General features: G+C 62.1%; 7 protein-coding genes. 1 reads left to right on the plus strand and 6 read right to left on the minus strand.

Translation table 11 applies throughout. The features are described from left to right. Positions 1 to 355 precede the first annotated feature (355 nt). The 6 genes from OKC28_RS22530 to OKC28_RS22555 form a co-directional block, all read right to left on the minus strand. Positions 356 to 1762: a 2-succinylbenzoate--CoA ligase gene (locus tag OKC28_RS22530; protein ID WP_270691135.1), complete on the minus strand. Its 1407-nt coding sequence runs from the start codon at positions 1760 to 1762 to the stop codon at positions 356 to 358. A gap of 10 nt (positions 1763 to 1772) precedes the next feature. Beyond that, positions 1773 to 2702 carry an o-succinylbenzoate synthase gene (gene menC, locus OKC28_RS22535; protein WP_270691136.1) on the minus strand — a complete coding sequence of 310 codons (930 nt, stop codon included), beginning with the start codon at positions 2700 to 2702 and terminating at the stop codon, positions 1773 to 1775. After that, positions 2702 to 3562: a 1,4-dihydroxy-2-naphthoyl-CoA synthase gene (gene menB / locus OKC28_RS22540; RefSeq protein WP_059111589.1), complete on the minus strand. Its 861-nt coding sequence runs from the start codon at positions 3560 to 3562 to the stop codon at positions 2702 to 2704. Before menB ends, menC begins: the two co-directional genes overlap by 1 nt. Before the next feature lie 175 nt (positions 3563 to 3737). Continuing rightward, positions 3738 to 4496 (minus strand): 2-succinyl-6-hydroxy-2,4-cyclohexadiene-1-carboxylate synthase, encoded by a 759-nt coding sequence (gene menH / locus OKC28_RS22545; RefSeq protein ID WP_270691137.1) that lies wholly within the window; start codon positions 4494 to 4496, stop codon positions 3738 to 3740. Next, positions 4486 to 6204 carry a 2-succinyl-5-enolpyruvyl-6-hydroxy-3-cyclohexene-1-carboxylic-acid synthase gene (gene menD, locus OKC28_RS22550; RefSeq protein ID WP_270691138.1) on the minus strand — a complete coding sequence of 573 codons (1719 nt, stop codon included), beginning with the start codon at positions 6202 to 6204 and terminating at the stop codon, positions 4486 to 4488. The genes menH and menD overlap by 11 nt, the downstream gene beginning before the upstream one ends. Positions 6205 to 6240: 36 nt before the next feature. Next, entirely contained in the window at positions 6241 to 7596 is a 1356-nt protein-coding gene (locus OKC28_RS22555) for an isochorismate synthase (RefSeq protein ID WP_270691139.1), read from the minus strand. 208 nt (positions 7597 to 7804) lie between these two features. Between OKC28_RS22555 and OKC28_RS22560 the strand changes: the two genes are divergently transcribed. Next, positions 7805 to 8710 (plus strand): 1,4-dihydroxy-2-naphthoate polyprenyltransferase, encoded by a 906-nt coding sequence (locus tag OKC28_RS22560; RefSeq protein WP_058394859.1) that lies wholly within the window; start codon positions 7805 to 7807, stop codon positions 8708 to 8710. The last annotated feature ends 138 nt before the right edge of the window (positions 8711 to 8848 follow it).

An 8848-nucleotide genomic window follows, 5' to 3' on the forward strand; every position in this document is an offset into this window, starting at 1 on the left:
AAAACGGCTCAAACATGAAGAAATGAAATGACTGAGTCAGCCGAGAAGAATTTCCCCGCTTATTCGCACCTTCCCAAGGAGTGCATTTTACCATCATGTGGCAGTTGTTCAAATAATGAAAAAACTACAATATCTTTAATTATCAATTATTTAGGTTTCCATTGAGGTGCCTGGCAGCGGGTATGGTACTACAGGTTATTAATTTGGTTCAAAAAACACTCAAAAAGATGGCCGTTTATGTAATCGTTCTCACTTAGCTTGCAGCCTGAGTATGTTTTTGGCCTCGTTCGCGAGTTTTGTTGAATACGGTGCGGAGCGGATGGATCTGTTGTGCCAGATCTTGTCGCATGGCGGTTTATTGCTTGAAGATTGACTGCTGATACAGCTTTCGCTGTGGTTTGAGAGCCCCGCCCATGTCCGGCCAGGGTTGCCAGAGGTCCGGCACCATAAAGCCGGGTAATGTCTGCCTGAGCCAGGCGGCCAGCTCCGGATAGGGCACAGGTTCGCCATGCCAGTCGATGAAGGCGGCGGGTCTTTGTCCCCACTCGTCGCTCGGTATGGGCACCACCAGTGCCTGGGCCACGGCAGGGTGATCCACCAGCCGCTGTTCTATGGTCTCTGGCTGGATATTCTCCCCGCCCGAGATAAATAGATTGTCGATCCGCCCCTCCACCACCAGCTCTCCGCTGGCAGTAAAATGGCCCTGGTCGCGGGTGTGAAACCAGCCAGCCTCGTCGAGCGGCCGCTCCAGTACGCCCTCCTTGAAATAACCGGCAAACAAGGTGTCACCGCGTACGCAAATTTCCCCTTGTTGAATGCAGACTTCCCGCCCCGGCAGCGGCCTGCCGACCAGGCCCGCAGTGGTCGGCAGGCCGGTACAGACCTGGCTTCCCATTTCCGACAAGCCATAGCTCGACTTGGGGGTGAACCCCATGGCCGCGAGGCGATCGACCAGCGGCTGCGGGATGGCGGCGCCGCCGAGCAACAGCTCGCGCAAGCGGGTGCGAGCGGGGTCAAAACCCTCAGCCATCAGTCGCCAGAGCTGGGTCGGTACCAGCGACAGGTGAGTGATGGGTTGGCATTCGAGGCGCGTCTTGAGGGGCTGGCTGCGCTCGTCCAGCACCAGGCTGGCCCCTGCCAGAAAGACCCGGAACAGGATGGCGTAGCCGCCGACGTGAAACAGCGGCAGGGAGAGCAACCAGCCGCACTCCTCATCCAGCGGGATCAGGGAGGCTGAGCCTCGCGCCGAGGCCAAGTGGTTGGCGAGACGATGCACCACGGCTTTCGGTGTACCGCTGGAGCCGGAGGTGAGGATCATGTTGTTCAACTGGGCAGGCGCAAGTGGCCAGGGCTGCTCGGTAGCCGCCACTTCTGTGCTGAAATTCAGCCGCAGTGGGCACCCACTTCCTACCGGAATTTCATCGGCCGACCAGAAGGCGGCCACGTCCAGCTGCTGTGCCAGTGCGGCCTGTCTGCTCAGTGGAAAGGCCGGGTTGAGCGGGCAGAAAATGATACCGCTGCGCACGCAGGCCCAGGCCAGCAAGACGTCTGGCAGGGCGCCGCGCACCACGGCAGCCAGGCGGTCGCCGCTTTTCAAGCCGGCCCCTTCCAGTTGCAGGCACAGGCTGTTGAGCCTTGCATCCAGCTGCTGGTAGTTGAGGGGGCTTGCTGTGTGGATGGCGATCCGGTGGGGCGCGGCTTGTGCCCAGTGGCGCACCGGGCATGGTTCTAAATGGGAGTGATGGTCAGATGTCGGCAGCATGCAGGCCCCTTCAGTCACGGTGAAACAGGGGCTCCAGCAGACTCAGGTCGGGTTTGCCCTGGGTATCCAGCAGGTCGCTTGCCAGCCAGCGTTTGGTGTCCAGGCCCGGTGCCTGATCCGGCGCCCATTCACCCGCGAGACGGGCAAGCTGGCCGAGGCCGACCCCGGACTCGAAACAGGAGGAGACGATCACTTTCAGGCGCAGCTCGCGGGCACGGGCCACCAGTGCTTCGCTGTTGGCCAGCGAGCCAAGCAGCATGGGCTTGAGCACCAGGGCTCTCAGTTGCGGGATGGGCTCCCAGGGTTTGCCTTGTGCCAACAGCTCGTCGATGGCGACCGGCATGCCGGTGCGGTTCGCCACGAAGGCGATGTCGTCAAAGTTGGCGCAAGGGTCTTCCAGATATTCGATCCGGTTTGGGTCCAGGTGACCGCAGAAGGCCCAGGCCTCCTCACGGGTCCAGCCCTGGTTGGCGTCCAGCACCAGCTTGAGAGTGGGAATGCGATCGCACAGCAGGCGGATCAGCGCCAGCTCGTCGCGCATGGGGTAACGGGCCACTTTCAGCTTGGCCTTGCTGGGGGTCTGGTGCAGCCAGTCCTTCCAGTGTTTGAGCAGCTCCTGGGGGGAGCCTTGAATAAGGGGATAGGGTGCGGGCAGGGTGGCGGCCTGTTCAGGCCAGATCCGGCGCGCGCAATCGAACCCAAATTGCACCGAAGGCAGCAGGGGCGAGATGGGCTGTCCCTGAGCCAGTTGATCCAGACAAGCGAGCGCTTCGGCTTGCGCTTCGGCCAGCGTCTCTTTGGAGAAACCGGGCAGGGGGGCTATCTCCCCCCAGCCCTTGTCAACACGAATCAGCAGGCCCTCTCGCGCCACCTCCACCTTGCCGTGAAAGGTCAGGGGCTGGGTAAAAGGCAGTTGGTAGCGATAGAGAGCGAGTTTCATCAGGGATTCCGCTTGTATTTGGAGAAGTCGGGACGACGTTTTTCGTTGAACGCGTTACGCCCTTCCTGACCCTCTTCGGTCATGTAGAACAGCATGGTGGCATTCCCCGCCAGCTCCTGCAAGCCGGCCTGGCCATCGCAGTCGGCGTTGAGGGCCGCTTTCAGGCAGCGCAGCGCCATCGGGCTGTTTTGCAGCATCTCGCGGCACCAGCGCACGGTTTCGCGCTCCAGCTCGGCCAAAGGCACGACAGTGTTGACCAGCCCCATGTCGAGCGCTTGGCCAGCATCGTACATGCGGCAGAGGAACCAGATCTCGCGGGCCTTCTTCTGGCCGACGATGCGGGCCATGTAGGAGGCGCCCCAGCCGCCGTCGAAGGAGCCGACTTTCGGACCTGTCTGGCCGAACTGGGCGTTGTCCGCCGCTATGGTGAGATCGCACATCATGTGCAGCACGTGGCCGCCACCGACCGCGTAACCGGCCACCATGGCGACCACGGGTTTCGGGCAGGTGCGGATGTCACGCTGGAAGTCGAGCACGTTGAGGTGGTGAGTGCCTTCGTCGTCCTGGTATCCACCGTAGTCGCCACGGATCTTCTGATCGCCACCGGCGCAGAACGCCTTCTCGCCGAAGCCGGTGAGTATGATGGTGCCGATATGATCGTCATAGCGGGCATCGGCCAGTGCCTGCAGCATCTCTTTGACGGTGCGGGGGCGGAAGGCGTTGCGTACCTGAGGGCGATTGATGGTGATCTTGGCAATGCCATCGCCGGACTTGTGATAGAGGATATCCTCGTAACCGGCGGAGCAATCGCGCCACTCGACAGGTGCGTACAGTTCCGCTTCCGTCATTGCCTCAATCATATTTTTTTCCTTCTGATCTGGTAGAGCAGAGTTGAACAATAGAGTTGAGCAATATCGTCATGCTGGACGAGGGTATACAGTCCCGCTTCCGTCATTGCGTCAATCATGTGCACTCTCTTTTTCTTGTTGGTGATAAGCCCGCGACGCCGGCTCGGGTAAAGGGTGTCATGCCGTTTTATGGCGTACTCGCAATCCAGTCGCGTAGGCACGAGGCAAAGCGCTCGGGCTGGCTGGTGTGCAGATTGTGGCCGCCATCCAGGGTCAAGTGATTGATATTGCAGCCCTGCTTTACCAACTGGCAAGCCAGCTGATGGAATTTGTGATCCCGGCTGCCGGAGATCCAGCTCACCGGCAACCGGGTGCTGACGAGCCAGGGCGCGAGGTCCGGCTGCTGGCCCAGCGAGGTGGCGCGCAGCATGGTCGCGACGGCCGGGCCCTGATTGCCAAGGCGTCCGGCTATCTGGCGGGCGCGAGCGGCCTCGTCGAGATCGGCAAAGACTCCCTGCTGATACCAGTCGGCCAGCACTTCTGTCAGCGGTTCGCGCTCGAAGCGCCGGGCCCAGCACTCGTCGTGTTCGATGCGAGCGGCCCGCTCGGCCAGCGGCAGGCCGGTATGGCAATTTTCCAGCAGCAGGGCCTGCAATCCGGCAGGGGATTGGCTGGCATGATAGAGGGCGAGCCTCCCGCCCAGCGAATAGCCGGCCAGTCGGTACTGCGCGATGCCGAGTGCCTTTAGCGCATCACAGAGCCACTGATGAGCCTGCTCGAAGCCGGTCACACTCACCCCTTGATTGCTGCCGTGGCCCGGCAGATCCAGTGCGTGGCAATCTATTCCATGCAAGGCTTCGATCACTGGCTGCCAGTCGCGGCCATCGCCGAGCAGACCGTGCAGCAGTACCAGAGGCAGTTCCTGGCCGTTCGGGTTAGAGGCCACGAATAGCCGCCCCCAGTGCCTTGAGATCCTCGGCGACTTCGCTGCTCGGTACCTTGATTTCAATCAGGGTTACTTTCTTTTCCAACGCCGGTTTTTTCAGCGCTGCTGTGTAGGCCTGCTCGAATTCAGCCAGCGTGGTTGGCGCCCGATAATGGAGGCCGAACATGGCGGCGGCGTGCTCGAAGTGCAGGCCGTGGGGCAGGCAGTAGTAGGTCTCCAGCAGCCGATCGCCGGTGGGCACCGGCAACATGCGAAAGATGCTGCCGCCGTCGTTGTTGAGCAGGATCACCACCAGCGGCCGGCTCGATTTGCCGAGCAGGGCCAGACTGTTGAGATCGTGCAGGGCGCTGAGATCGCCAATCAACAGGGTCGTTGGCTGCTCGCTCGACTGGGCAAAACCATAGGCGGTGGCGATGAGGCCATCGATGCCGGAGGCGCCGCGGTTGGTCATCACCCGGCTCGGCCCCTTGCCCGCTTCGCCGAGCATGTCCATCAGCCGGGCCGGCATGCTGTTGCCGACAAACAACTGGCCTTGAATCAGGTTGCCCAGCCGATGACAGACGCCTAGCTCGGAGAAGCGATCGCAAGCGCTGCGGATCTGGCGGGTGGCGCTCTGCTGGCGCTCCGCCAGCCGGTGCCAGGGCAGGTGGCGAGTGCTCACTTTGTGGGTCGCGGCGAAGACGGCGGGCTCGCACACCAGACGGCGGCGCAGCCGGTAATCGGGATCGAGTCGCGCCGGCTGCGGGTCCACCAGCCAGTAATCCTGCCAGGGATGCTGCTTGATGAACTGGCCGAGCCGCTTGGAGATGAGGCGGGCACCGAATTGCAGCAACACTTCGGCGCGGGCCAGCTCGGCCACGAAACAGCTGTTTTGCAGGGCGAGATCCATGTGGATGAGGTTGCGGGCATCGAAGCGGATCTGGCTCTGCAGGTCCGCCAGCAGCGGCCAGCCGAGGCGCTCGGCCAGCTCGGCTACCACCTGCGCCTGGGCGGGATCCTGAATGCGTCCCGCGACTATGATGCCGCGTTTGCCCTGCAAGGCCGCCCAATCGGGCTGGCGGGGACAGATCTGCTCGTTCTGCTGCCAGGGGCTCCAGGGCTCGCTTGAATGCAGCCAGTCGCCGAGAGGGGCCAGATAGTCGGAAAAATCCAGGTACTCATCGCCGGGATAGAGGGGCTCGGGGTACATGCAGTTGAAATGGACAGGTCCGGGAGTCAGCGCCTGCTGGGCCAGCGCCTGATCCACCGAGCTCAGCACGAAGGCTGCGGGTATTGTCGGGGTGGGGCTCGGCAGGTTCTGCTGATAGACGGGGTAGCGACCGAAGATCCCCTGCTGATCGATCGCCTGGTTGGCGCCGTTGTCGATAAGCTCGGGCGGGCGATCGGCCGAGAGGATAATCAGCGGCACGCCTGTGAGTTGCGACTCGGCCACCGCCGGCCAAAGGTTGGCGACCGCTGTGCCCGAGGTCATGATCACCGCCACCGGTCGACCGCTGCCCTTGGCCAGCCCCAGCGCCATAAACCCCAATCCCCGCTCGTCAAAATGGAGGTGGCGGCGAAAGCCGGCATGGGCGGCCGCGGCCATGGTGAGCGGCGCGGAACGTGAGCCCGAGGCCAGCGCTATGTCTCGCACGCCGAGGCGATAGAGCTCTTCCAGCAAGAGGGAAGACCAGACGTGATTGAAGGTGGCATGTTGACTGGCAAACATGAGGCTCTCGCTGAATGAGGGGTCGATGAGAAAACGCTATCCCAGCAGGGAGAGCACATTGGCGATCTTGTTGTCGAGTTCGGCCCACTCGGCGGCGGGTTCTGATCCCGCCACTATGCCAGCCCCGGCATAGAGTGTGATGGTCTGCGCCGTGACGCGGGCGCTGCGGATGGCGACGGAGAACTCCGAGGTCTCCCGGCTCAGCATGCCGCAGGCGCCGGCATACCAGCCGCGATCATGGGGCTCGAACTCGCGGATGAAGGCCAGAGCGGCTTCGCGCGGGGCGCCGCCCACAGCGGGGGTCGGATGCAGGGCGTCCAGCAGTTGCCAGTCACACACACCAGGCTTGAGTTCGGCCTCTATATCGCACTTGAGGTGCTGCAACAGCCGCAGTTTCAGAATACGCGGCTCGGTCAGGCTGGCGCCCGTGGTGAGCGGGGCCAGTCGACTGAGGATGTCGGCATGCACCAGCCTGTTCTCCAGCCGGTTCTTGCTGTCGGCCAGCAGCTCGGCGGCCAGGGCTGCATCGGTCGCTTCGTCGCCGGAGCGGCGTATGGTGCCTGCCAGTGCCTCGGTGAAGAGATGATCCTGTTCCCGGCGGTAGAGCCGCTCGGGGGAGCAGGCGATAAAGCTCTGCTCGGGGGAAAACTGAAAGCCGAAGTGGAAGCAGTCCTGGGCATGCTGTGCCCACTGTGCCAGCAGGGCCCAGGGGGAGACGGCATTGCCGGCATCATGTGTGGCATCGGCCCTTGTGTCATCCAGGGTAAGACGGCTTTCCCGCGACAGCACTACCTTGGGGGTGTGCGCCTGAAAATCGGGGGCTGTGACCTGTTCCACCAGTTGTTGCCAGTGCGGCTGGGCAGGGCAATCCTGGCGTTGCCAGTCGCGCCGCAGCAAGGGGGAAAGCGGTGCTTCCGGCAGCAGGGCATCAAGCGCAGCTTCGGCGGCCAGCATTTCGGCATCGAACTCGGCCGCCCCTTGCTGCTCCGGTAGCCAGAGATTGAGGCAGAGGCTGACACACTCGCCCCGGCGCACCAGCTCGATGCGGGGCAGCACGAAGCGGCAGGGGCCGAATCCCTGCCAGCCGGGCTGGGCGGGATCGAACGCCAGTCCACCGTAGTAGCGCGGGCTGTCGTCGTAGGGTTGGTTGGCGTGCTCGCAGACCTGTTGTATGTCTTGCGGACGGGTCAGTTCCCGAATGCAACCCAGCGCCACATACTCGGGCTTGTCGTGCCCTCTGGCGTGCCAATAGATGCGGGGATAGAGAGTCTGCGCCGCGAGCCAGCCCAGAAAGGAGCTGACCTCGATCGCCACGCGCAGCCGGACGAAGCCGCTGGCGTTGCTGTGACGCAGGGCGTCCAGTTGTTGCTTGATATGGGTCTGAGCCAACATGGATTTCGTCTATGAGCCGATAGTGACGGTCAATCCTGCAGAAGGATGCCGTTGGTTTATGCCAAAGGAGCGATTATTCCTATATATTATCTGCCCATTCGTCCATGTAAATCGCCCGGGGAGCTTACCTCCCGAGGCGCCAAGTATACCGAAATCCAGTTCGATAACCCTTAACACGATCAATATCTGATTGTTTGGCCATCACAATATGACAAATACCTTCTCTATCTGGTTGCTGGCGGCGCGTTTGCGAACCTTGCCGCTCGCGTGCTCCTCCATTTTGCTGGGCTCGGGGCTGGCGGCCAGTCGTGGGGCCTTCGATGGCACCATAATGGCACTCTCCCTGCTGACCGCCATACTGCTGCAGATCCTCTCCAATCTGGCCAACGATTACGGGGATGCGGTATCCGGTGCGGACAATGGCGAGCGGATCGGTCCTCAGCGCGCCGTGGTCTCGGGTCTCATCACCCAAAAGCAGATGTGCGTGGCCATGGGGCTGACCGCCCTGGCTGCTGTGGTGAGCGGCCTCTCTCTGCTGGGTTGCGCTTTTGGCGATCAGTGGCTGCAGATCCTCACTTTCGTGGTGCTGGGTGGCGCAGCCATAGTCGCGGCCATCACCTACACGGTGGGCAAGACCCCTTACGGCTATCGCGGGTTCGGGGATATCTCGGTGTTCCTTTTCTTCGGTCTGCTGGGGGTACTCGGTTCCTACTATCTGTTTACCAAGACTCTGGCGTGGGATCTGCTGCTGCCGGCCACTGCCTGCGGCCTGCTGGCGACCGCCGTGCTCAACATCAACAATGTGCGGGATATAGAGACGGATGCGGTCAGCGGCAAGATCACCCTGGCGGTGCGGCTGGGTCGCAACCGTGCCATCGCCTACCACTGGCTGTTACTGGGGGCGGCGCTGGTCAGCACCATCGCCTTCCTGCTGACCCAGCCCGCCAGTTTCTGGCCCTGGATCTTCCTGCCTGCCATGAAGCCCCTCACCGATGCTGCGCGTACCCTACGTGAAAGCTACGATGGCGAGGTGCTGACCGGTGCCCTCAAGAAGACCGCCATCAGCGCCTTCCTGTTCAGCCTGTTGCTCTCCATCGGGTTGGCGCTCTCCTAGGGGATGCTTGCTTGTTTTTATGTGAAAAGGGCTCCCGATGCGGTAGCCCTTTTTGTGTGCTGTGTCCCGTCCTGAATATGGTTTACACCTTTCCCCCACATAAATGGAGAGCCCGATGGGACAAGGTGTGAAACGGAC

It is taken from the genome of Aeromonas sp. D3 (assembly GCF_027705025.1).
Classification (GTDB): Bacteria; Pseudomonadota; Gammaproteobacteria; order Enterobacterales; family Aeromonadaceae; genus Aeromonas; species Aeromonas salmonicida.

Bases quoted from the DNA above. Each gene is read 5' to 3' on its own strand.
- OKC28_RS22530 (WP_270691135.1), bottom strand. From the start codon at position 1,762: ATGCTGCCGACATCTGACCATCACTCCCATTTAGAACCATGCCCGGTG.
- menC (WP_270691136.1), bottom strand. From the start codon at position 2,702: ATGAAACTCGCTCTCTATCGCTACCAACTGCCTTTTACCCAGCCCCTG.
- menB (WP_059111589.1), bottom strand. From the start codon at position 3,562: ATGATTGAGGCAATGACGGAAGCGGAACTGTACGCACCTGTCGAGTGG.
- menD (WP_270691138.1), bottom strand. From the start codon at position 6,204: ATGTTTGCCAGTCAACATGCCACCTTCAATCACGTCTGGTCTTCCCTC.
- OKC28_RS22555 (WP_270691139.1), bottom strand. From the start codon at position 7,596: ATGTTGGCTCAGACCCATATCAAGCAACAACTGGACGCCCTGCGTCAC.
- OKC28_RS22560 (WP_058394859.1), top strand. From the start codon at position 7,805: ATGACAAATACCTTCTCTATCTGGTTGCTGGCGGCGCGTTTGCGAACC.